22 protein-coding genes are annotated in these 18,869 nt (G+C 70.2%); 16 read left to right on the forward strand and 6 right to left on the reverse strand.

Annotation, left to right across the window (positions count from 1 at the left end; all coding sequences use genetic code 11):
• Positions 1 to 313 precede the first annotated feature (313 nt).
• Positions 314 to 1,264, forward strand: coding sequence for a heme o synthase (locus ACIHCX_RS04145; RefSeq protein ID WP_400026608.1), 951 nt, complete (start codon positions 314 to 316; stop codon positions 1,262 to 1,264).
• Between the two features lie 104 nt (positions 1,265 to 1,368).
• Positions 1,369 to 1,701, forward strand: a complete 333-nt coding sequence (locus ACIHCX_RS04150) for a hypothetical protein (RefSeq protein ID WP_400026337.1) — start codon at positions 1,369 to 1,371, stop codon at positions 1,699 to 1,701.
• Positions 1,702 to 1,847: 146 nt separating this feature from the next.
• On the opposite strand, the gene ACIHCX_RS04155 is transcribed toward ACIHCX_RS04150, so the two are convergent.
• From ACIHCX_RS04155 to ACIHCX_RS04170, 4 genes are read right to left on the reverse strand one after another with little or no spacing between them, the layout of a single operon-like run.
• Positions 1,848 to 2,855, reverse strand: a complete 1,008-nt coding sequence (locus ACIHCX_RS04155) for a heme A synthase (RefSeq protein ID WP_400026339.1) — start codon at positions 2,853 to 2,855, stop codon at positions 1,848 to 1,850.
• A gap of 45 nt (positions 2,856 to 2,900) precedes the next feature.
• Complete coding sequence (locus ACIHCX_RS04160; RefSeq protein WP_400026610.1) at positions 2,901 to 3,617, reverse strand: ABC transporter permease; 717 nt, start codon at positions 3,615 to 3,617, stop codon at positions 2,901 to 2,903.
• Between the two features lie 59 nt (positions 3,618 to 3,676).
• Positions 3,677 to 4,600, reverse strand: a complete 924-nt coding sequence (locus tag ACIHCX_RS04165; protein WP_400026340.1) for an ABC transporter ATP-binding protein — start codon at positions 4,598 to 4,600, stop codon at positions 3,677 to 3,679.
• A 31-nt stretch (positions 4,601 to 4,631) separates the two neighbouring features.
• Complete coding sequence (locus tag ACIHCX_RS04170; RefSeq protein ID WP_400026341.1) at positions 4,632 to 5,444, reverse strand: aminoglycoside N(3)-acetyltransferase; 813 nt, start codon at positions 5,442 to 5,444, stop codon at positions 4,632 to 4,634.
• Between the two features lie 161 nt (positions 5,445 to 5,605).
• Here ACIHCX_RS04170 and ACIHCX_RS04175 point away from each other — a divergent pair, with 161 nt between their 5' ends.
• The 11 genes from ACIHCX_RS04175 to dapD all read left to right on the forward strand — a co-directional run bounded on the left by ACIHCX_RS04175 (position 5,606) and on the right by dapD (position 14,335).
• Positions 5,606 to 6,367: a helix-turn-helix transcriptional regulator gene (locus tag ACIHCX_RS04175; RefSeq protein WP_400026344.1), complete on the forward strand. Its 762-nt coding sequence runs from the start codon at positions 5,606 to 5,608 to the stop codon at positions 6,365 to 6,367.
• On the forward strand, positions 6,364 to 7,785 hold the full coding sequence (sufB, locus tag ACIHCX_RS04180) for a Fe-S cluster assembly protein SufB (RefSeq protein ID WP_400026346.1): 1,422 nt from the start codon (positions 6,364 to 6,366) through the stop codon (positions 7,783 to 7,785). The genes ACIHCX_RS04175 and sufB overlap by 4 nt, the downstream gene beginning before the upstream one ends.
• An 80-nt stretch (positions 7,786 to 7,865) precedes the next feature.
• Entirely contained in the window at positions 7,866 to 9,050 is a 1,185-nt protein-coding gene (sufD, locus tag ACIHCX_RS04185; protein WP_400026347.1) for a Fe-S cluster assembly protein SufD, read from the forward strand.
• Positions 9,047 to 9,370, forward strand: coding sequence for a bifunctional 3-phenylpropionate/cinnamic acid dioxygenase ferredoxin subunit (locus tag ACIHCX_RS04190; protein ID WP_400026348.1), 324 nt, complete (start codon positions 9,047 to 9,049; stop codon positions 9,368 to 9,370). Before sufD ends, ACIHCX_RS04190 begins: the two co-directional genes overlap by 4 nt.
• A gap of 7 nt (positions 9,371 to 9,377) precedes the next feature.
• Positions 9,378 to 10,142, forward strand: coding sequence for a Fe-S cluster assembly ATPase SufC (gene sufC, locus ACIHCX_RS04195; protein ID WP_400026350.1), 765 nt, complete (start codon positions 9,378 to 9,380; stop codon positions 10,140 to 10,142).
• On the forward strand, positions 10,139 to 11,395 hold the full coding sequence (locus ACIHCX_RS04200; RefSeq protein ID WP_400026351.1) for a cysteine desulfurase: 1,257 nt from the start codon (positions 10,139 to 10,141) through the stop codon (positions 11,393 to 11,395). The genes sufC and ACIHCX_RS04200 overlap by 4 nt, the downstream gene beginning before the upstream one ends.
• 16 nt (positions 11,396 to 11,411) lie before the next feature.
• Positions 11,412 to 11,879 carry a Fe-S cluster assembly sulfur transfer protein SufU gene (gene sufU / locus ACIHCX_RS04205; protein WP_225074129.1) on the forward strand — a complete coding sequence of 156 codons (468 nt, stop codon included), beginning with the start codon at positions 11,412 to 11,414 and terminating at the stop codon, positions 11,877 to 11,879.
• Positions 11,876 to 12,208, forward strand: a complete 333-nt coding sequence (locus tag ACIHCX_RS04210; protein WP_010039749.1) for a metal-sulfur cluster assembly factor — start codon at positions 11,876 to 11,878, stop codon at positions 12,206 to 12,208. The genes sufU and ACIHCX_RS04210 overlap by 4 nt, the downstream gene beginning before the upstream one ends.
• A 155-nt stretch (positions 12,209 to 12,363) precedes the next feature.
• Positions 12,364 to 12,684 (forward strand): DMT family transporter, encoded by a 321-nt coding sequence (locus tag ACIHCX_RS04215; protein ID WP_400026352.1) that lies wholly within the window; start codon positions 12,364 to 12,366, stop codon positions 12,682 to 12,684.
• Complete coding sequence (locus ACIHCX_RS04220) at positions 12,684 to 13,235, forward strand: TetR/AcrR family transcriptional regulator (protein ID WP_400026353.1); 552 nt, start codon at positions 12,684 to 12,686, stop codon at positions 13,233 to 13,235. The genes ACIHCX_RS04215 and ACIHCX_RS04220 overlap by 1 nt, the downstream gene beginning before the upstream one ends.
• Before the next feature lie 110 nt (positions 13,236 to 13,345).
• Entirely contained in the window at positions 13,346 to 14,335 is a 990-nt protein-coding gene (gene dapD, locus ACIHCX_RS04225; protein ID WP_400026354.1) for a 2,3,4,5-tetrahydropyridine-2,6-dicarboxylate N-succinyltransferase, read from the forward strand.
• 443 nt (positions 14,336 to 14,778) lie between these two features.
• Here the strand turns inward: dapD and galE are convergent, their stop codons facing one another.
• Complete coding sequence (gene galE / locus ACIHCX_RS04230) at positions 14,779 to 15,774, reverse strand: UDP-glucose 4-epimerase GalE (RefSeq protein ID WP_400026356.1); 996 nt, start codon at positions 15,772 to 15,774, stop codon at positions 14,779 to 14,781.
• A 482-nt stretch (positions 15,775 to 16,256) separates the two neighbouring features.
• Here galE and ACIHCX_RS04235 point away from each other — a divergent pair, with 482 nt between their 5' ends.
• Positions 16,257 to 16,541: a hypothetical protein gene (locus ACIHCX_RS04235; protein ID WP_400026358.1), complete on the forward strand. Its 285-nt coding sequence runs from the start codon at positions 16,257 to 16,259 to the stop codon at positions 16,539 to 16,541.
• A 476-nt stretch (positions 16,542 to 17,017) separates the two neighbouring features.
• Here ACIHCX_RS04235 and dapA read toward each other — a convergent pair whose 3' ends face one another.
• Positions 17,018 to 17,920, reverse strand: coding sequence for a 4-hydroxy-tetrahydrodipicolinate synthase (gene dapA / locus ACIHCX_RS04240; protein WP_400026359.1), 903 nt, complete (start codon positions 17,918 to 17,920; stop codon positions 17,018 to 17,020).
• Positions 17,921 to 18,074: 154 nt separating this feature from the next.
• On the opposite strand from dapA, the gene ACIHCX_RS04245 reads away from it, so the two are divergent.
• Both ACIHCX_RS04245 and ACIHCX_RS04250 read left to right on the forward strand, forming a co-directional pair.
• A complete protein-coding gene (locus tag ACIHCX_RS04245) occupies positions 18,075 to 18,257 on the forward strand; it encodes a hypothetical protein (RefSeq protein ID WP_400026360.1) in 183 nt (60 codons plus the stop codon).
• Positions 18,254 to 18,869 (forward strand): hypothetical protein (locus ACIHCX_RS04250; protein ID WP_400026362.1); only part of this gene is annotated, 616 nt, incomplete at its 3' end. The genes ACIHCX_RS04245 and ACIHCX_RS04250, both read left to right, overlap by 4 nt.

An 18,869-nucleotide genomic window follows, 5' to 3' on the forward strand; every position in this document is an offset into this window, starting at 1 on the left:
TGCCGGCGTTCTCGGCGTCGGCCGGCCGATGTGAGCCTATCCCGTCAGAACGTGCGTTTTTCCGCGTCGTTCCAGAGTGCCGGGACTCTTCTCGATCCGCCTCCCCACCGGCCGGAATCCCATGGGACACATGAATACGGGGCTGCTCATCCGATCGCTCAATCGAGCCGGATCGTGCCCGTCCGGAGGGCCCCGCCAACACGACGCCACCCCCGCGAATGTCCGGGTCTGGGCAACGTCTACAGTGGCGTGGTACGCGCGAGTCCTCACCGTCGGTTCACACGGTCGGCTCGCTGGGATGTCTCTGTCAGGGGTGTGCGTGACGGCCGTCGAATCCCGTCCAGCGGGGGTGCTCGCGAGCCAGAGCCCGAGCCACCGGCCGTTCGGGGCCCGTGTCAAGGCGTTCGTGGCGCTGACCAAGCCGCGGATCATCGAGCTGCTGCTGATCACCACCGTGCCGGTGATGTTCCTGGCCCAGCGGGGTGTGCCCGACCTGGGGCTGGTCCTGATCACCTGCCTCGGCGGCTACCTGTCGGCGGGCGGCGCCAACGCGCTGAACATGTACATCGACCGCGACATCGACGCGCTCATGGACCGGACCTCCCAGCGCCCGCTGGTCACCGGCATGGTCAGTCCGCGCGAGTGCCTGGCCTTCGGCATCACGCTGGCGGTCGTCTCCACGCTGCTGTTCGGCCTCACCGTCAACTGGCTGTCCGCGTGGCTGTCGCTCGGAGCGCTCCTCTTCTACGTCGTCGTCTACACGATGATCCTCAAGCGCCGTACGTCGCAGAACATCGTGTGGGGCGGCATCGCCGGCTGCATGCCGGTCCTGATCGGCTGGTCCTCGGTCACGAACTCGATGTCGTGGGCGCCCGTCATCCTCTTCCTCGTCATGTTCTTCTGGACGCCGCCGCACTACTGGCCGCTGTCCATGAAGGTGCGGGAGGACTACGCGCGTGTGGGCGTGCCGATGCTCCCGGTCGTCGCGTCGAACAAGGTGGTCGCCCGGCAGATCGTGCTCTACAGCTGGGTGATGGTGGCGGTCTCGCTGCTGCTGACCCCGCTCGGCTACACCGGCTGGTTCTACACGGTGGTGGCGCTGGCCGCGGGCGGCTGGTGGCTGTGGGAGGCGCACGCGCTGCAGAACCGGGCCAAGGCCGAGGCGACCGGCACGAAGCTGAAGGAGATGCGCCTGTTCCACTGGTCCATTACCTATGTGTCGCTGCTGTTCGTGGCGGTGGCGGTGGATCCGTTCCTGCGCTGACCTGCCGCGCGGGGGTGGTAGCGGTTCTTCTCGGGCGGGGTGCGTGGTCGAGGCCACGCACCCCGCCCGTCGCCGTTTGATCTACTCGTGGGTAGCATCCAGACATGGCAGACACGCAGCAGGTTGACCCCAAGGCCGAGCGCAGGGCCGCCCGCCTCGCCCGGCGGATCGGCTCCTTCTCCAAGGCCCACGGAGGGGCCGAGGGACAGGTCGCGTACCTCGGGGAGCGCGGCGCCAGGATCGTCCTGGTCGGCGAGGACGGCACCTGGGGCGACCTCGTGGCACCGACGTACGCCATCGCCGAGAAGGCGGTGGAGAAGTCCGGGATCACCGTCCACGAGACGTTCGACGGCGAGTTCGCGGCCAAGGTGCGGACGGGCCCGTACGAGTGGAGCCGCATGGCGGGCCTCCAGTTGGGTGGCCGCGCCAACCGCTGACCCCCGGTGCGGACGCGCCGGGACCGGGCTCGGTGACACCGACAGCCGGCCGACCGGTCAGGGCCTCTGGGATACAGGGTTCTGACCGGTCGGCCGGCTGGAAGCGTGGGTGCGGGCCGGGGTGAGCCCCGGCTGGACGTCGGCCGTCAGGCCCTGGCCGGCGTCGCCTCGGTGACGGGGCCCGGAAGGTCGGCCACCGCCTGCGGGCGCTCGCGCAGCGACAGCAGCACGCGCAGCACCCAGATCCAGATGACGCACGAGCCCAGCATGTGCAGGCCGACCAGGACCTCGGGCAGGTGCGTGAAGTACTGGACGTAGCCGAGAGCGCCCTGGGCCAGCAGGATCAGGAACAGGTCGCGGGTCCGCAGCAGCGGGCCCCGCGGCGCGTCGACGGCCTTGAGGATGAACCACAGGGCGAACGTCAGCGTGACCACGATCCACGCCAGCACGGCGTGCATCTTGGCGACCGTCTGCCAGTCGATCGGGATGCGGGGGACCTCCTTCGAGTCGCCCGCGTGCGGCCCGGCACCGGTCACCACCGTGCCCACCGCGATCAGCAGCACGCTCGCGAGGACCAGGAATCCCACCAGCTGCCGGATCGGCTTGCCGACCAGCGGGCGCGGCTCGGCGTCACCCTCTCGGGTGCGCTGCCACATCACCGTGGCGACCGCGATCAGCGCCGTGGACAGCAGGAAGTGCGCCGCGACGGTGTACGGGTTCAGGCCGACGAGGACGACGATGCCGCCGAGCACCGCGTTGCCCATGACCACCCAGAACTGTGCCCAGCCCAGCCGGGTGAGGCTGCGCCGCCACGGCTTCTGGGCGCGTGCGGCGACGATCGCCCAGCCCACGGCGGCACACAGCACGTACGTCAGCATCCGGTTGCCGAACTCGATCACGCCGTGCACACCCATCTCGCGGGTGGTGGTCAGCGAGTCGTCCGTGCAGGTGGGCCAGGTCGGGCAGCCGAGGCCCGAGCCGGTCAGGCGGACGGCGCCGCCGGTGACGACGATGACCACCGCCATCACGAGCGCGCAGAGGGCCGCCCGCCGGACGGTCCTCGGGTGCGGGGTCCAGCGTTCGGCGATGAAGGCGAGCGGGTTGCGCACGGCGGCCATGGCGTCGGCGCGGGTCAGGTTCGGCACGCGATCCATCGTAGGCGTCCGCTTGTGCACGGTTTCACGAGGGTCCATCGCGTCCTACTCCCAGCGGAAGAACTTCCCGGCGGCCGCGAGACCGGCCACCGCCCAGACGGCGAGGATCGCGAGGTCGCCCCACGGCATCCCGGCGCCGTGCTGGAGCACGTCCCGCAGCCCTCCGGAGAGCGCCGAGATGGGCAGCAGGCCGAGCACGTCCTGGGCGACGGGCGGGAACTTGTCCAGCGGTACGACCACCCCGCCGCCGACCAGCAGCAGCAGGAAGACCAGGTTGGCGGCGGCCAGGGTCGCCTCGGCCTTCAGGGTCCCCGCCATCAGCAGGCCGAGACCGGAGAAGGCGGCGGTGCCGAGCACCATCAGCAGCAGCACGGCGAACGGGTTGCCGTGCGGCGACCAGCCGAGCGCGAAGGCGATCACGGTCAGCAGTACGACCTGAAGCACCTCCGTGACCAGCACCGACGCCGTCTTGGCGGTCATCAGCCCCCAGCGCGGCAGCGGCGAGGCGGCCAGCCGCTTCAGCACGCCGTAGCGCCGCTCGAAGCCGGTCGCGATGGCCTGCCCGGTGAACGCGGTCGACATCACGGCGAGCGCGAGGACGCCGGGGGTGAGGAAGTCCACCGCCCTGCCCGCGCCGGTGTCGACGATGTCCACGGAGCTGAACAGCACCAGCAGCAGGGTGGGGATGACGACGGTGAGAAGAAGCTGCTCCCCGTTGCGCAGCAGCATCTTCGTCTCCAGCGCCGCCTGCGCCGCGATCATGCGGGTCAGCGGGGCCGCGCCGGGCTCCGGGGTGTACGTACCGGTGGCGGTGACGGTGGTCACGAGCGCAGCTCCTTGCCGGTCAGCTCCAAGAAGACGTCCTCCAGGGTGTGCCGCTCCACGGAGATGTGGTCCGGCATCACGCCGTGCTGCGCGCACCAGGACGTCACGGTCGCCAGCAGTTGCGGGTCGATTTTGCCGACGACGCGGTAGGAGCCCGGGGTCAGCTCGGCGGCCGAGGAGTCGGCGGGCAGTGCCTTGAGGAGGGAGGCGACGTCGAGTCCCGGGCGGCCGCTGAAGCGCAGGGTGTTCTCGGCGCCGCCGCGGCACAGCTCCTCCGGGGAGGCCTGGGCGATGACCCGGCCGGCGTCGATGATCGCGACGTCGTCGGCGAGCTGCTCGGCCTCCTCCATGTAGTGCGTGGTGAGGATCACCGAGACGCCGTCGGCGCGCAGGTCGCGCACCAGGTCCCAGGTGGCCCGGCGGGCCTGCGGGTCGAGTCCGGCGGTCGGCTCGTCGAGGAAGACCAGTTCGGGCCGGCCGACGACGGCCATGGCGAGCGCGAGCCGCTGTTGCTGGCCGCCGGAGAGCCGGCGGTAGGAGGTGCGCCCGCAGCTGCCGAGCCCGAGCCGTTCCATGAGGGCGTCCACGTCCAGCGGGCGGGCGTGCAGCCTGGCGACGTGCCGCAGCATCTCGTCGGCCCGGGCCCCGGAGTACACGCCACCGGACTGGAGCATCACGCCGATACGGGGCCTGAGCCGCGCGGACTCTCGCACGGGGTCGAGGCCCAGGACGCGCACCGTGCCGGAATCCGGCCGCCGGTACCCCTCGCAGGTCTCGACCGTCGTCGTCTTGCCCGCGCCGTTGGGGCCGAGCACGGCGGTCACGCCCGACCGGGCCACCAGGTCGAGGCCGTCCACCGCGGTCTTCGTGCCGTACCGCTTCACCAGGGCCTGGACCTGGACCACGGGCTCACTTCGCATGAGGCCAAAGTCTAGGGACGCGCCGGACGGCTCAGGCGGCCGGGTGAGGGAAGTCATCCTCCCGGCTCCGGTGCACCGCGAGCCACCGCTGCGCGTACGCCACCGCGTCCGCCACGGGGAACAGCCGCGACCGGGCGGCACCCACCGTGCCGCGGACCACCGGCCGGTCCCGTTCGAAGTCGTGCCCGAGCTCGTCGAACCGCTCGGAGGTGATGGACACGTCGGTGACGACCTCCCATCCGTGCGGCCCCGGCCGGCCCTCCTGGACGAGCGGTGCGGGGATCCGGTACTCGGCCAGGTGGAAGCAGGTGCAGGAGTCGTATCCGGCGCCCAGCAGCAGCACCCGGGCGCCGAGCGCCTCCAGCCGGGCGAGCGGGCTGCTCTCGCCGAACCGGCAGTCGGTGGCGTGTCCGTCGACGATCACGGCGGCGCGCGGGCCGAGCGCCGCGAACGAGGCGTCCGGGTGCGCGCTGCGCAGGGCGCCCGGCCAGGTGCGCACGGTCTCCGGGATCACTCCGACCCCGCGGGTGGGGGTGATCCGCGGGTCGTAGGCGGGCATCGTGGCCCGGATGGTGTCCCACCACTCCTCGGGTACCGGCGGTCTGCTCCAGCGCGCCGGGTCGGAGAGGTCGCCGGAGTGGGCGGGGACCACGAGCGTCCCGTGGGGACCGAGCACGTCGAGCAGTGCCTGGACGACCGCGACCTGGCCGCCGCAGACCCAGCCGAGCGAACTGAGGGAGGAGTGGACGAGGAGGGTCTCGCCGGGGCGGACGCCGAGGTCGCGCAGCGCTTCGGCGAGCGTGCCGCGGGTGACGAGTGGGCCGGTCGGCGGGGGTGTGGGCATGGTCGGGGAGTCTGGCGCACGGCTGCGGCGGATGCCACCGCTTTGCTCGACCGGAGATCGTTTCCGCAGGTGGGATTAGGTTTGCCTAAGTGATGCAGGGCACCGCCCGGGCGGACCAGCGCCGCTTGTCAGGTCTCGAGGAATTACGCAACAATGGCGTTGTGAAAAACGTCGGCCAGGCTCGGGAGACCCCCACGGGGGCCCCGCAGGAGGAGTTCGCGACCGGGGAGCGCTCCACGCGCAACCGGGTCGCGCGGTCCATCCTGGACCACGGCCCGTCGACGGTCGCCGAGCTGGCCGGACGGCTCGGGCTCACCCAGGCCGCCGTGCGGCGCCACCTGGACGCCCTGGTAGCCGACGACGTGGTCGAGGCGCGGGAGCAGCGGGTGTACGGCGCGCGGACGCGCGGCCGGCCCGCCAAGGTCTTCGCGCTCACCGACTGCGGGCGGGACGCCTTCGACCAGTCGTACGACAAGCTCGCCGTGGACGCGCTCCGCTGGATCGCCGAGCACGAGGGCGGGCAGGGTGCCGTCGCCGCCTTCGCCCGGGCGCGGATCGCCGCGCAGGCGGGCGCGTACCGCAAGGCGATCGAGGCCGTCGCTCCCGACCAGCGCACTGCGGCGCTGGCCAAGGCCCTGAGCGTGGACGGGTACGCTGCTACGGCGCGCAACGCGCCCCTCCCGCAGCAGGGTGAGCAGCTCTGCCAGCACCACTGCCCGGTCGCCCACGTCGCGGAGCAGTTCCCGCAGCTGTGCGAGGCGGAGACGGAGATCTTCGCAGAGCTGCTGGGGACCCACGTTCAGCGACTGGCGACCATCGCGCACGGCGACGGCGTCTGCACGACGTTCATCCCCAAGATTTCCCAGACCGATCACCACAGCCACAACGCATCCGCAAGCACGGCCGGGAGGAACCCCGCATGACTCTCCCCACGGAGACTGCCCACCCCGAACTCGAGGGCCTGGGCAACTACGAATACGGCTGGGCCGACTCCGACGAGGCCGGTGCCTCTGCCAGGCGTGGTCTGAACGAGGAGGTCGTCCGCGACATCTCCGGCAAGAAGTCGGAGCCGGAGTGGATGACCAAGCTGCGTCTGAAGGGCCTGAAGCTCTTCGAGAAGAAGCCCATGCCGAACTGGGGCTCGGACCTGTCGGGGATCGACTTCGACAACATCAAGTACTTCGTGCGCTCCACGGAGAAGCAGGCGGAGTCCTGGGAGGACCTGCCCGAGGACATCAAGAACACGTACGACAAGCTCGGCATCCCCGAGGCGGAGAAGCAGCGCCTGGTCGCCGGTGTCGCGGCCCAGTACGAGTCGGAGGTCGTCTACCACCAGATCCGCGAGGACCTGGAGGAGCAGGGCGTCATCTTCCTCGACACCGACACCGCGCTGCGGGAGCACCCGGAGCTCTTCAAGGAGTACTTCGGCACCGTCATCCCCGCCGGTGACAACAAGTTCGCCGCGCTGAACACCGCCGTGTGGTCCGGCGGCTCCTTCATCTACGTGCCGAAGGGCGTGCACGTGGAGATCCCGCTCCAGGCCTACTTCCGCATCAACACGGAGAACATGGGCCAGTTCGAGCGGACCCTGATCATCGTCGACGAGGGTGCCTACGTGCACTACGTCGAGGGCTGCACCGCCCCGATCTACAAGAGCGACTCCCTGCACAGCGCGGTCGTCGAGATCATCGTCAAGAAGAACGCCCGCTGCCGCTACACGACCATCCAGAACTGGTCGAACAACGTCTACAACCTGGTCACCAAGCGCGCCGTGGCCTACGAGGGCGCGACCATGGAGTGGATCGACGGCAACATCGGCTCCAAGGTGACGATGAAGTACCCGGCCGTCTACCTGATGGGCGAGCACGCCAAGGGCGAGACCCTGTCCATCGCCTTCGCGGGCGAGGGCCAGCACCAGGACGCCGGTTCCAAGATGGTCCACATGGCGCCGAACACCTCGTCCAACATCGTCTCCAAGTCGGTGGCGCGCGGCGGCGGCCGTACCTCGTACCGCGGCCTGGTCGAGATCGGCGAGGGCGCCGCGGGCTCCAAGTCCAACGTGCTCTGCGACGCGCTGCTCGTGGACACCATCTCCCGCTCCGACACGTACCCCTACGTGGACGTCCGCGAGGACGACGTGTCCATGGGCCACGAGGCGACCGTCTCCAAGGTCTCCGAGGACCAGCTCTTCTACCTGATGAGCCGTGGTCTGAGCGAGTTCGAGGCGATGGCGATGATCGTGCGCGGCTTCGTCGAGCCGATCGCCAAGGAGCTGCCCATGGAGTACGCGCTGGAGCTCAACCGGCTGATCGAGCTGCAGATGGAGGGCGCGGTCGGCTAAGCACCGACCCGGGCCGGCGATTCGCCGGCCCGCAGTCCGCCATCCAGCCCATACGCAAGAAAGCGAGCATTACGACAGCCATGGCTGAGGCCCAGAACATCCCGGTGGGTTCGACCACCGCCGGCCAGATCGCGGTCGCCGCCGAGTCGACCGTCGCCACGCGCATGAGCGCGCCGCCCTCCTTCGACGTGGCGGACTTCCCGGTCCCGCACGGCCGCGAGGAGGAGTGGCGCTTCACCCCGCTGGAGCGGCTGCGCGGTCTGCACGACGGCACCGCGACCGCCACCGGCGAGGGCGTCAAGGTGGACGTCCAGGCCCCCGACGGCGTCACCGTCGAGACCGTCGGCCGCGACGACGCGCGGCTCGGCAAGGCCGGCACCCCGGTGGACCGCGTCGCCGCCCAGGCCTACTCCGCCTTCGAGAAGGCCTCGGTCGTGAGCGTCCCCAAGGAGGCCGTCCTGACCGAGCCGATCCGCATCGCGGTGCACGGCGAGGGCGGGGTCGGGTACGCCCACCAGGTCATCGAGCTCGGGGCCTTCGCCGAGGCCGTCGTCGTCATCGACCACACCGGTGACGCGGTGCTCGCCGCCAACGTCGACTACCTGCTCGGCGACGGCGCCAAGCTGACCGTCGTCTCCATCCAGGACTGGGACGACAAGGCCGTGCACGTCGCCCAGCACAACACGCTGATCGGCCGGGACGCCTCCTTCAAGTCGGTCGTCGTCACCTTCGGCGGCGACGTCGTCCGCCTGAACCCGCGCGTGACCTACGCCGGCCCCGGCGGCGAGGCCGAGCTGTACGGCCTGTACTTCACCGACGCCGGCCAGCACCAGGAGCACCGCCTCCTGGTCACCCACAACGCCCCGCACTGCAAGTCGAACGTCGCCTACAAGGGCGCTCTCCAGGGCGACGACGCGCACGCGGTGTGGATCGGCGACGTGCTGATCGAGGCCAGCGCCGAGGGCACGGACACCTACGAGATGAACCGCAACCTCGTGCTGACCGACGGCGCCCGCGTCGACTCCGTGCCCAACCTGGAGATCGAGACCGGCGAGATCGTCGGCGCCGGCCACGCCTCCGCGACCGGCCGCTTCGACGACGAGCAGCTCTTCTACCTGATGGCCCGTGGCATCCCGGAGCAGGAGGCCCGCCGACTGGTGGTCCGCGGCTTCTTCGCCGAGCTGGTCCAGCAGATCGGTGTCACGGACATCGAGGAGCGCCTCATCGCCAAGATCGAAGAGGAACTGGAGGCGGCGGTCGGATGAGCGGCACCTTCGTACGCGTCTGTGGGCTGAGCGAGCTGGAGGAGGACACCCCGAAGCGGGTGGAACTCGACGGCACGCCGGTCTCGGTCGTGAAGACCGAGGGGGAGGTGTTCGCCATCAACGACATCTGCTCGCACGCGAACGTCTCCCTCTCCGAGGGCGAGGTGGAGGACTGCCAGATCGAGTGCTGGCTGCACGGCTCCAGCTTCGACCTCCGCACCGGCAAGCCGTCCGGCCCCCCCGCGACGCGCCCTGTCCCCGTTTACCCCGTAAAGATCGAAGGGGACGACGTGCTCGTCTCCCTCACCCAGGAGTCCTGAGGCATCCATGGCAACGCTTGAAATCCGAGACCTGCACGTCACCGTCGAGGCCGACAACGCCACGAAGGAGATCCTCAAGGGCGTCGACCTCACCGTGAAGCAGGGCGAGACGCACGCCATCATGGGCCCCAACGGCTCGGGCAAGTCGACTCTCGCCTACGCCCTGGCGGGCCACCCCAAGTACACCGTGTCCAGCGGCTCCGTCACCCTCGACGGCGAGGACGTCCTGGAGATGCCCGTCGACGAGCGCGCCCGCGCGGGCCTGTTCCTGGCGATGCAGTACCCGGTCGAGGTCCCCGGCGTCTCGGTCTCCAACTTCCTGCGCACCTCCGCCACCGCCGTCCGCGGCGAGGCGCCGAAGCTGCGCACCTGGGTGAAGGAGGTCAAGGAGGCCATGGAGCGTCTCTCCATGGACCCGGCCTTCGCCGAGCGCAACGTGAACGAGGGCTTCTCCGGCGGTGAGAAGAAGCGGCACGAGATCCTCCAGCTGGAGCTGCTCAAGCCGAAGATCGCGATCCTCGACGAGACCGACTCCGGCCTCGACGTCGACGCCCTGCGCATCGTGTCGGAGGGCGTGAACCGGGTCCGCGAGAGCGGCCAGGTCGGCACCCTGCTGATCACCCACTACACGCGCATCCTGCGCTACATCAAGCCCGACCACGTCCACGTGTTCGCGGGCGGCCGGATCGTCGAGTCCGGCGGCCCCGCGCTCGCGGACAAGCTGGAGAACGAGGGCTACGAGGCATACGTGAAGGGTGGCGCATCCGCGTGACACAGCTGCCGGGCCTCCTCGACACAGAGGCGATCCGCAAGGACTTCCCCGTCCTGGACCGGCTGGTCCACGACGACCGGAAGCTCGTGTACCTGGACAACGCGGCGACCTCGCAGAAACCGCGCCAGGTGCTGGACGCCCTGAGCGAGTACTACGAGCGCTACAACGCCAACGTCCACCGCGGTGTGCATGTGCTCGCCGAGGAGGCCACGGCGCTGTACGAGGGCGCGCGCGACAAGGTCGCCGCGTTCGTCAACGCGCCGAGCCGCGACGAGGTGATCTTCACCAAGAACGCCTCCGAGTCGCTCAACCTCGTGGCCAACATGCTCGGCTGGGCCGAGGAGCCCTACCGGGTGGACCACGAGACCGAGATCGTCATCACCGAGATGGAGCACCACTCCAACATCGTTCCCTGGCAGCTGCTGGCGCAGCGCACGGGCGCGAAGCTGAAGTGGTTCGGCCTCACCGACGACGGCCGCCTCGACCTGTCGAACATCGACGAGATCATCACCGAGAAGACGAAGATCGTCTCCTTCGTGCTGGTGTCCAACATCCTCGGCACCGTGAACCCGGTCGAGGCGATAGTCCGGCGCGCGCAGGAGGTCGGCGCGCTGGTCTGCATCGACGCCTCGCAGGCCGCGCCGCACATGCCGCTGGACGTGCAGGCCCTCCAGGCCGACTTCGTGGCCTTCACCGGTCACAAGATGTGCGGCCCGACCGGCATCGGTGTGCTCTGGGGCCGGCAGGAGCTGCTCGAGGACCTGCCTCCGTTCCTCGGCGGCGGCGAGATGATCGAGACGGTGTCGATGCACTCGTCGACGTACGCCCCCGCCCCGCACAAGTTCGAGGCGGGCACGCCGCCGATCGCGCAGGCGGTCGGTCTGGGCGCGGCGATCGACTACCTGAACGCCATCGGGATGGACAAGGTCCTCGCCCACGAGCACGCGCTCACCGAGTACGCGGTGCGGCGGCTGGCGGAGGTCCCCGACCTGCGGATCATCGGCCCGACCACGGCCGAGGACCGGGGCGCGGCGATCTCCTTCACGCTCGGTGACATCCACCCGCACGACGTGGGCCAGGTCCTCGACGAGCAGGGCATCGCGGTGCGCGTGGGCCACCACTGCGCGCGGCCGGTGTGCCTGCGGTACGGAATTCCTGCGACCACGCGAGCGTCGTTCTATCTGTACTCCACGCCGGCCGAGATCGACGCTCTGGTCGACGGCCTGGAGCACGTACGGAACTTCTTCGGCTGACGGGACGAGCGATCGGATGAAGCTGGACTCGATGTACCAGGAGGTCATCCTGGACCACTACAAGCACCCGCACGGGCGTGGTCTGAGGGATGGCGACGCCGAGGTGCACCATGTGAACCCGACGTGCGGCGACGAGATCACGCTCCGAGTGAAGTACGACGGCACGACGATCGAGGACGTCTCGTACGAGGGCCAGGGCTGCTCGATCAGCCAGGCCTCGGCCTCCGTGCTGAACGACCTGCTCGTCGGCAGGGAACTGGCCGAGGCGCAGAAGATCCAGGAGACCTTCCTGGAGCTGATGCAGTCCAAGGGCCGGATCGAGCCCGACGACGCGATGGAGGAGGTCCTGGAGGACGCGGTGGCGTTCGCCGGGGTGTCCAAGTACCCGGCCCGGGTCAAGTGCGCCCTGTTGAGCTGGATGGCCTGGAAGGACGCGACGGCCCAGGCGCTGGGCGGCGCCGACGCCGAAAGGAAGACCGCATGAGCGAGACCGTGGAGATGAAGCCGGCCTCGGAGGAGGAGCTCCGCGAGGCCCTGATGGACGTCGTCGACCCCGAGCTGGGCATCGACGTCGTCAACCTCGGCCTGATCTACGGCATCCACGTCGACGAGTCGAACATCGCGACCGTCGACATGACCCTGACGTCCGCGGCCTGCCCGCTCACCGACGTCATCGAGGACCAGGCCAAGTCCGCCACGGACGGCCTCGTCAACGAGCTGCGCATCAACTGGGTCTGGATGCCGCCGTGGGGCCCCGACAAGATCACGGACGACGGCCGCGAGCAGCTGCGGGCGCTCGGCTTCAACGTCTGAGATCCACGAGCACGACGACCAACGGCGAGGTCCGAACGGGCCTCGCCGTTCGTCGTTCCGCTCGCCTGTTCGTCGTTCCGCTCGCCGTGCCGGCACCGACATCGCGGGCCCCTCGATATGTACGACCGTACACATCGGTGGATACGCTCGCCCCCATGGGATACGTGTTGCTCGTCGGCGCCATCGCCGCGGAGGTCGCCGCCACGACGGCCATGAAGTACAGCAACGGCTTCAGCAGGTTCGGGCCCTCACTGGTGACCGTCCTCGGGTACGTCCTGTCCTTCGTGCTGCTCGCCCGGACCCTGCGGACCGTGGCCATCGGCACGGCCTACGCCATCTGGTCCGGCATCGGCACCGCGGCCGTCGCCGCGCTCGGTCTGGTGCTGTTCGGGGAGGGGATGGGCCTCGCCAAGGTCGCGGGGATCGTCCTGATCATCGGCGGAGTGGTCGTGCTCAGCCTGGGCGGGGCCCACTGATGGCCCGGCGGTACGACCCCGAGCGGCGGCAGCGGATCATCGACGCGGCGCTGCGCGTGGTCGGCGCCAAGGGCCTCGCCGGGCTGACCCACCGCACGGTGGCCGAGGAGGCGGACGTACCGCTGGGCTCCACCACGTACCACTTCCGGACCCTGGACGAGCTGATGGTCGCGGCCCTCGGGCAGGCGAACGAGGGCTTCGCCAAGGTGATCGCCGCGCGCGGCGGCCTCGACGACCCGCGCACCGACCTCGCGGACGCGCTCGCGGGCTGGATGGGGCAGTGGCTGGCCGGTGACCGCACCGGAGTCGAGCTGGAGTACGAGCTGTACCTCGCCGCCCTGCGCCGCCCCGCGCTCCGTCCCGTCGCCGCCGAGTGGGCCGAGGACGTCGCGGCCCTGCTCTCCCGCCGCACCGACCCGACCACCGCCCGCGCCCTGGTGGCCCTGATGGACGGCATCTGCCTCCAGGTGCTGCTGACCGGAACCCCGTACGACGAGGGCTACGCGCGCGAGATCCTGGCGCGGATGATCCCGCCGTCCGCGGACACCTGAGCAGGTGGCGCGCCCGCCGCGCCGCCTCCCGCGCGGGCCGCGGACCGGCACATGAGACGCCCACCGCACCGGTTCGCCGGTGCGCGCCGCCTCACGTTAGGTTTCCTTCTATGACCGACACGACTGCTCCCCGCACCACCGGCGCCGTGGCCGCCGGACTCGCCACGATCGCCGCCGACGGCACCGTTCTCGACACCTGGTTCCCCGCCCCCGAGCTGACGGACCAGCCCCGCCCGGCCGGCAGCGAGCGGCTGTCCGCCGAGCGGGCCGCGGAGCTGCTCGGCGACGGTGCCACCGCGGCGATCGGACCGGACGCGCGCCGGGGCGTCGAGGTGGTCGCGGTCCGCACGGTCATCGCCTCGCTCGACGAGAAGCCGATCGACGCGCACGACGTCTACCTGCGCCTCCACCTGCTCTCGCACCGGCTGGTCAAGCCGCACGGCCAGAGCCTGGACGGCATCTTCGGCCACCTCGCCAACGTCGCCTGGACCTCGCTCGGCCCGGTCGCCGTGGACGACATCGAGAAGGTGCGGCTCAACGCCCGCGCCCAGGGCCTGCACCTCCAGGTGACCTCGATCGACAAGTTCCCGCGCATGACCGACTACGTCGCCCCGAAGGGCGTCCGCATCGCCGACGCCGACCGGGTACGGCTCGGCGCGCACCTCTCCGAGGGCACCACCGTGATGCACGAGGGCTTCGTGAACTTCAACGCGGGCACCCTCGGCACCTCCATGGTCGAGGGCCGCATCTCCGCCGGGGTCGTGGTGGGCGACGGCTCCGACATCGGCGGCGGCGCCTCCACCATGGGCACGCTCTCCGGCGGCGGCAACGTGATCATCGCCATCGGCGAGCGCTGCCTGGTCGGCGCCGAGGCGGGCGTGGGCATCGCGCTCGGCGACGAGTGCGTGGTCGAGGCCGGCCTGTACGTCACCGCCGGCACCCGGGTGACGATGCCCGACGGCCAGATCGTCAAGGCCCGCGAGCTGTCCGGCGCCTCCAACATCCTCTTCCGCCGCAACTCGGTCACCGGCGCCGTCGAGGCCCGCCCGAACAACGCGGTCTGGGGCGGCCTGAACGAGATCCTGCACAGCCACAACTGACCATGGGCGGCTGTGACTCGCGGCCGCGTACTGGAGCATCGCTCTGACCTGCCGTTCTGAGCCGTCGACAGATGTCGATGTTGGTCATGGTTGAGTGCCCTTCCACAGCCCGAGGACGGCCTGGGAGGGCGCTCGTGCGTGAGCACCGAATGGGGAAGTTGGATCTGAACCCGCCCCCGGTGCCGTCGTCGGCTGCTCCGAGGGTCGCCCTGGGGTGCCGCTGTGTGCCGCCGTCCGGCCTCGGTCGCCGTCGCCGCAACCCGCCTGGAGACCGACCTCGACATTGCCGCGCAGCACCACACCTGTTGACCGCGGCTGACCCCTGTATCTGGCACGGCTGTGGCACGCGACGAACAGACGGCTCAGAGCTTGGCCAGCCCCTTCGTCCCACGGCGCACCGCAAGGAAGTCTTGGCCCTCAAGATCCCCGAGAGCGTCAACCACTCAGTCCTTCAACAGCTTGTCGCGCACCGGCATCCAGTCCAGGGCCGACCGGATGCCGTCTTCCAGGGACAACTTCGGCCTCCACCCCAGCAGCCTGTCCGCCCGGTCGCTCTGCGTGTAGCTGCCCGCGACGTCACCGGGCCGCCGGTCGGTGTCCATGGTCGCCAGGGGTGTGTCGACGACGTTGTTGAACGCGACGCACAGCTCGCGAACTGTGGTCCCCGAGCCGGTACCCAGGTTGATCGCGATCGAGCGTGCCGCCCCCACGAGGATGGTGTCGAAGCGTTCAATCGCCGCGATGTGGGCGGCGGCGAGATCCCAGACGTGCACGTAGTCCCTGATGCCTGAGCCGTCGCGTGTCGGGTAGTCCGTGCCCGTGACCGGGAACGGACGGCCTTCGTCATGTGCCTGGATCAGCACGCCCAGAGCATGGCTGGGTCGCTTGAGCTGGAGTCCGGTGCGCAGCTGTGGGTCGGCCCCGACCGGGTTGAAGTAGCGCAGCGACAGCACACGCGGTCCCGTCACGGCGATGTCGGCGAACATCTCCTCACACACGGCCTTGGTCCGTGCGTAGGGGCTCTGCGGCGCCAGCGGTGAGTCCTCGTCGACGGGCGAGCCATCCTCGGCCTGGTAGATGGAGGCCGAGCTACTGAAGATGATGCGGTCGCAGCCGTTGCGGTGCAGGTGACCGACGAAAGCCAGGCTCTTGGCCACATTCGCCTCGTAGTAGCCGATCGGGTCCGCGACGGACTCGGGTACCACGATCAGCGCCGCACAGTGCACCACCGCGGAGATGCCCGGGTGCTCCGAGAAAATCCGGTCGACCAGTGCGCCGTCCGCGATATCGCCCTCGTAGAAGGTACGGCCTACGGTGAACTCGCGGCGGCCCCGGACAAGACTGTCCAGGATCACGGGGGTGATGCCTGCGTCCAGGCAGGCCGAGGCGACCGTGCTGCCGATGTAACCGGCTCCTCCCGCGATAAGCGCCTTCACCACGATGTCTCTTCTCCCGGCTTCATTGCAGCCCCAGTTGGCAGCCGGCGGCAAGGCTAGCGGAGACACCCGGCGGGAGAGATCGGCAGCCCAGATGGTTCAGCCCCGGGTAACGACGGCACTCACCCGCAGCGATACCAGCAGCGCTTGCCGAGAACCTCAATGCCTGACGCTGTCGCAGCTCCCGCTCTTCAAGATCTCCGACAGCGTCACGGCCTAGTGGCGACGCCTCCACTCGGACCAGTCGAGGGTGGGTCGCATCGGATGAAGGCTGGACGACGAGTGCCAACGCGCGAGAAACGAGCGTGAAATGGCCCGAGTTGAGTTTGCGCCGACTTCCGTCGTGAGGCTCGGCCCGTGGAGGAGTGGCGAATTCCCTGCGAGGACATCCAGCTCCACTTGATCGTTAATGGACAGTTTCCATGTGCGTCCGGCAGCTCTGGGATCTTCACGCTTTCAACTCCCAAGCTACCGAGGAAGCCCACATGGCTGAAATGCCCGATCTCCGTCTAGATGCCCCAAAAGAGAACTGGTTCACTCAAATCCGTAATCTTCCCGGATGGCAACGCATACTTGCGACCCTCCCCCTGGGTCTGCCCCTCATCGGTGGATTGCTCGGCGGCCTCATCGGCGTGCTCGGCGCGGTCATCAACCTTAAAATCGCCCGCACCGCTCTGGCCCCCACCTGGAAGTTTCTCTCCATGGCGGGTGTCATCTTCGGGGCCGTGGTTGCTCTCCTCTTGATCGCTGCCCTACTGGCGGGGTTCTAGTACTCCAGCCGGACTTCTGCGTGTGGCATGCGCGGGACGGTCTTGGGCCAGCCGTCCCACCAACGTGTGCCTGCGCGTTCGCGGTTGAGCATGCTGACATTCCGGGGACGACGCTCGTGGTTGCCACCAACCAGCCGCGCCCGAGCAACTGGGTCGGACGCGAGGGCAAGGCGGTACTGCCGTCGGACGTTGCCCAAGTCGTCGAACGCGCCCTGCGCGAGGGCTGGACCCCGTCGGCTTCATGCTCCCCGACCGTCCGCCGCCGCCTCTGCGAAACGGCCCCGTCAGCCCGCGGAAGGCAGGGTGCTGGCGGAACTCACTCGCCGCTTGGGCGGGTGGTCGCGCCCACGTTCGTGGTCGTCCGCCGCTGTGCCGGGCGCCACGAGCAGCGGCAGACGTGGGACAACGTGGCGTAAGCGGGCGAGCTGAACAGCCGTGACTGACGTGGTGTCATGACGGCAGGCGGGTAGCCGTGACTACGCCGCCCGCAGGCGTTCGTAGGCCGCTCGCAGCTCGGCCGTCGTCTCGCGGTCGGCGGGCCGCAGGGGGGCGCGGACCGGGCCCGCGGGCAGGTCCAGGTCGTTCAGCAGGGCCTTGACGGTGACCGTGCCGGGCAGGCCGGCGGACATCGTCGACTCGATGAGTTCGATGGCCTGTTGCTGGAGCCGGGCGGCCCGTGCGGTGCCGCCCGCGTCGAACGCGTCGAGGATCGAGCGCAGTTGGCGCGGGACGAGGTTCGCGACCGTGCTGACGTATCCGGCCCCGCCCACCGCGTACAGCGCGAGGATGTGCTCCTCGCAGCCCGCGTAGTACGCCAACTCGGTGCGGGCCAGGACCTTCTGGGTGCCGAGGAAGTCGTAGGAGCAGTCCTTGACCGCCACGATCCGGGGATGCGCGGCCAGCCGCAGCATGGTGTCCGGCTCGATCCGTGTGCCGGTGCGGCCGGGGATGTCGTAGAGCACCACCGGCAGCCCGGAGGCGTCCGCCACCGTGCGGAAGTGCTCCTCCACGGCGTCCTGCGGTGGCCTGCTGTAGTACGGCGTCACCACCAGCACCCCGTCCGCGCCCGCCTTCTCCGCCGCCAGCGCCAGCTCCACGGTGTGCCGGGTGTCGGCGGTGCCCACGCCCGCGACGATCGAGGCACGCTCACCGACCGCCTCGCGCACGGCCCGGACCAGCGCGGACTTCTCGGCGTCCGTCGTGGTCGGCGACTCACCCGTCGTACCGCTGAGCACGAGACCGTCGCACCCGTCGGCCACCAGGCGGTCGGCGAGCCGCTGGGCGCCGTCGAGGTCGAGCGCGCCCGCGTCGGTGAAGGGCGTGATCATGGCGCACAGGGCGCGGCCGAAGGGAGGAGCGGGAGTGGCTGTGGTCGTCATGAGAGCAGTGTCGACCGGCCGATTGTGAAGCTCCACTTAATTCTTCTACCGGGTACCCCTAAGCAAAGCTGGATCGAAGGTGTCCTGTGTCCAAGTTGCCCGTCATGCGTCACCATGGGCTGGAGGTCACCGACGGGCAGGTACGGGAGGCGTCATGAAGCTCGGCAAGGCACTGGCCACCGGAGTCGCGGAGGAACGGTCGCCGGTCCGCGAGGAGACGTCCGGACTCCCCGAGACGAGCCAGGGGATCCAGGAGGCCGGGGAATTCCGGGCGAGCCAGGAGATCCGGGCACCGCGGGCCGCCGTCGCGTCCGAAGAGGCTCCGGCCGCCCGATGAGGCTGCGGCTGCCCGCGGAACGCCCGACGGAGCCGCCGACCGGATACAAGATCGCCCACCCGGTGCTGTCCCACGACGGAGCCCGGGCCCGCTTCACCGGTGTGTCGCTCGGCGGCGCGCTGCCGTACGGGGTCGTCGCGGACGCGGCCTGCGTCTACGGCCGTCGCCACCGGCCACCCGTGCGCCGGTGCGACTGCGGTTTCCACTGCGTGTGCGGACGCGCCGCCGCCGAGGCCCTGCTCTGCACGGCCGAGCACCGCGGCGCCGTCCTGCTGGAGGTCTCCGTCCTCGGCAGCTACATCCGCTACGAACGCGGATTCCGCTACGCCCGCCAGCGGGTGCGCACGGCGACGGTCGGCCCGTGCGCGTGCGGCGCGCCCGCCTCCGCCCTGGCCGACGCGGGCTGGGGCAGGCCCGGCTGGTGGGCGCTGACCGCCGGCTGCGCGGGTTGCCTGCGCGGCCGTACGTCCGTGACGTTCGCCGGCTTCGCCCGGCTGGCCGGGGACGGGCTGCGGGTCGTGGGGGGGGGGGGGCGCGCGGGGGGCCCCCCCCCCCCCCCCCCCCCCCCCCCCCCCCCCCGCCCGCCCCCCCCCCCGGGGGGGGCGGCCCCCC

Source organism: Streptomyces sp. NPDC052043 (genome assembly GCF_044548235.1).
GTDB lineage: Bacteria > Actinomycetota > Actinomycetes > Streptomycetales > Streptomycetaceae > Streptomyces.

Bases quoted from the DNA above. Each gene is read 5' to 3' on its own strand.
- ACIHCX_RS04150 (WP_400026337.1), top strand. From the start codon at position 1,369: ATGGCAGACACGCAGCAGGTTGACCCCAAGGCCGAGCGCAGGGCCGCC.
- ACIHCX_RS04155 (WP_400026339.1), bottom strand. From the start codon at position 2,855: ATGGATCGCGTGCCGAACCTGACCCGCGCCGACGCCATGGCCGCCGTG.
- ACIHCX_RS04160 (WP_400026610.1), bottom strand. From the start codon at position 3,617: ATGATCGCGGCGCAGGCGGCGCTGGAGACGAAGATGCTGCTGCGCAAC.
- ACIHCX_RS04165 (WP_400026340.1), bottom strand. From the start codon at position 4,600: ATGCGAAGTGAGCCCGTGGTCCAGGTCCAGGCCCTGGTGAAGCGGTAC.
- ACIHCX_RS04170 (WP_400026341.1), bottom strand. From the start codon at position 5,444: ATGCCCACACCCCCGCCGACCGGCCCACTCGTCACCCGCGGCACGCTC.
- sufB (WP_400026346.1), top strand. From the start codon at position 6,364: ATGACTCTCCCCACGGAGACTGCCCACCCCGAACTCGAGGGCCTGGGC.
- sufD (WP_400026347.1), top strand. From the start codon at position 7,866: ATGGCTGAGGCCCAGAACATCCCGGTGGGTTCGACCACCGCCGGCCAG.
- ACIHCX_RS04190 (WP_400026348.1), top strand. From the start codon at position 9,047: ATGAGCGGCACCTTCGTACGCGTCTGTGGGCTGAGCGAGCTGGAGGAG.
- sufC (WP_400026350.1), top strand. From the start codon at position 9,378: ATGGCAACGCTTGAAATCCGAGACCTGCACGTCACCGTCGAGGCCGAC.
- sufU (WP_225074129.1), top strand. From the start codon at position 11,412: ATGAAGCTGGACTCGATGTACCAGGAGGTCATCCTGGACCACTACAAG.
- ACIHCX_RS04210 (WP_010039749.1), top strand. From the start codon at position 11,876: ATGAGCGAGACCGTGGAGATGAAGCCGGCCTCGGAGGAGGAGCTCCGC.
- ACIHCX_RS04215 (WP_400026352.1), top strand. From the start codon at position 12,364: ATGGGATACGTGTTGCTCGTCGGCGCCATCGCCGCGGAGGTCGCCGCC.
- ACIHCX_RS04220 (WP_400026353.1), top strand. From the start codon at position 12,684: ATGGCCCGGCGGTACGACCCCGAGCGGCGGCAGCGGATCATCGACGCG.
- dapD (WP_400026354.1), top strand. From the start codon at position 13,346: ATGACCGACACGACTGCTCCCCGCACCACCGGCGCCGTGGCCGCCGGA.
- ACIHCX_RS04235 (WP_400026358.1), top strand. From the start codon at position 16,257: ATGGCTGAAATGCCCGATCTCCGTCTAGATGCCCCAAAAGAGAACTGG.
- dapA (WP_400026359.1), bottom strand. From the start codon at position 17,920: ATGACGACCACAGCCACTCCCGCTCCTCCCTTCGGCCGCGCCCTGTGC.
- ACIHCX_RS04245 (WP_400026360.1), top strand. From the start codon at position 18,075: ATGAAGCTCGGCAAGGCACTGGCCACCGGAGTCGCGGAGGAACGGTCG.